This is a genomic window from Pseudoalteromonas sp. S3785, assembly GCF_005887365.1.
In the GTDB taxonomy this organism is placed as follows: domain Bacteria; phylum Pseudomonadota; class Gammaproteobacteria; order Enterobacterales; family Alteromonadaceae; genus Pseudoalteromonas.
In genome coordinates this window covers 1-2,141 of the sequence record NZ_PNCT01000124.1, presented here as the reverse complement: position 1 = coordinate 2,141, position 2,141 = coordinate 1, and the positions used below count along the sequence as shown (strand labels likewise).

Here is a 2,141-nt window from a genome sequence, read left to right as displayed (position 1 = left end):
AGGGGGCAAACACAAAATGGAGCAACGCTTCCTCGTCCGGCTCACGCCCCTTACCAACATCCATGTAGGCAACAAAGAGTTTATCACCCCTAGGCAGAACCCAAAGGGCAGCGCATGTTTGGCATTTATGCTGCGTTATCACCTATTTATGGGGAATAACCACACTTCATAGGCTCTGCCTTGCCTAAAAACCAAACATACTGCTGCAAATTCAACCATCAAAGATCAACACGCCCTAGACAACACTATACGCCATGCTAGAGCATTAATGGAGCGCAACTACAAATAGCACCGCTTTAGTTACATTTCATTACATATTATTTTAAATAACACTCACTTTATTTGCTAAATAAAAAGTTATTAATAATTTAATATTACTTTTATTAGCTGCAAATAAAAAAGGATAAAATAAGTACGTTATTTATCGTAAAATTAGTTTAAACTAACCGCCTAATAAATTAAGCACAGCATAATAAACGGGTATTTCATGCGTATAATTATTTTATTTTCAGTTATTTTATCTGTCATAGGTTGTACAAGCGCGCCTTTAAACACAGCCCCTTCCCCACAGTATATTACTGTATTACATACTAACGATAATCATGGGCGCTTTTGGCATAACGAAAAAGGCGAGTACGGTATGGCAGCGCGTAAAACGTTAATTGACGCTTTACGCAACAAAGCACAACAGCAAGGCCATGCAGTTCTACTGCTATCAGGGGGTGATATAAACACCGGTATACCTGAGTCAGACTTGCAGCATGCTGAGCCTGATTTTAAGGGTATGTCATTACTGGGATACGATGCTATGGCTATTGGTAACCATGAATTTGACAACCCGCTTAGCGTTTTAAGTAAGCAGCAACAATGGGCTAACTTTCCATTACTGTCTGCAAATATTTTTGATAAAGCAACCGGAGAAAACGCTTTTCAAGCTTATCAAATTTTCGAAAAAAATGGCTTAAAAATCGCGGTTATTGGGCTTACTACCACAGACACAGCTAAAATAGCTAACCCTCAATATATTGGGCATTTAGAATTTAAAGACCCTGCTGAGGTCACCGCATCCCTTGCTAAAAAAATTAAGGCGCAATATAACCCCGATATTATGATTGCAGTGACACACATGGGCCATTATGTAGATGCAAACTTTGGTATTAATGCGCCAGGTGATGTGACGCTTGCGCGCTCTCTACCTACAAATACTTTAGATATGATTATTGGCGGTCATTCGCAAGAGCCTGTTTGTATGGCTGGAAAAAATAAAAATGACGACAATTTTAAACCTGGACTTGCATGTAAGCCTGATCAGCAAAACGGCACATGGATTATGCAAGCGCATGAATGGGGTAAATATGTAGGTAAAGCGGAGTTCAAGCTAGAAAATGGCACGCTGACCTTACTAGATTACAAATTAATGCCAGTTAATTTATATGTAGATGAAGTTCAAGCCGATGGATCAAGTAAACAAGTATTAGCAAATGAATACATTGAGCCTGATCCTACTTTAAAGGCTTTTTTGGCTACGTACCAAGCCAAAGGCGCAAAACAAATTGCTGGAAAAATTGGCAGTGTTGATGCGCGCTTACAGGGCGATAGAAACAAAGTACGTTACCAACAAACCAACTTAGCACGCGTGATCATTCAAGCACAAATGAATGTAGTCGGTGCCGATTTCGGCCTTATTAGTGGTGGTGGGATCAGAAGTTCAATTGAAGCCGGTGATATTAGCTATAAAGATATATTAAAAGTGCACCCGTTTAAAAATCGCATTACCTATATGGACTGGCAAGGAAATGATCTATGGGATTACTTAGAGACAGTCACTGGCTTCCCTGTTGATGCAGGGGCCTATTTGCAATACCACAAATTGGCATTCACCCGTAAAAATGGCAAATTAGTCAGTGTATTTATTAACGGTAAACCGCTTGATAAAAATAAAACTTATCGAATGAGTTTGAATAGTTATAACGCATCAGGTGGTGATGGTTACCCTGCAATAAATAAACTTAAAGGGTTTGTAAGCACAGACGAAACCGATGCACAGGCACTTAAAACGTTTATCATGCAACATAGCCCACTTAAAGCTGCGGAGTTTGCACCTAAATAAAAAAGTTTTAAAAAGGAAAGTAGCTAGCTAC

General features: G+C 39.3%; 1 protein-coding gene. It reads left to right on the top strand.

The window, feature by feature from the left end:
- The first annotated feature begins 487 nt into the window (after positions 1–487).
- On the top strand, positions 488–2,110 hold the full coding sequence (gene ushA, locus CWC17_RS18750) for a bifunctional UDP-sugar hydrolase/5'-nucleotidase UshA (protein ID WP_138614616.1): 1,623 nt from the start codon (positions 488–490) through the stop codon (positions 2,108–2,110).
- Positions 2,111–2,141: the final 31 nt, after the last annotated feature.

Excerpts from the sequence above, each read along its gene's own strand:
- ushA (WP_138614616.1), top strand. The coding sequence starts at position 488 with ATGCGTATAATTATTTTATTTTCAGTTATTTTATCTGTCATAGGTTGT.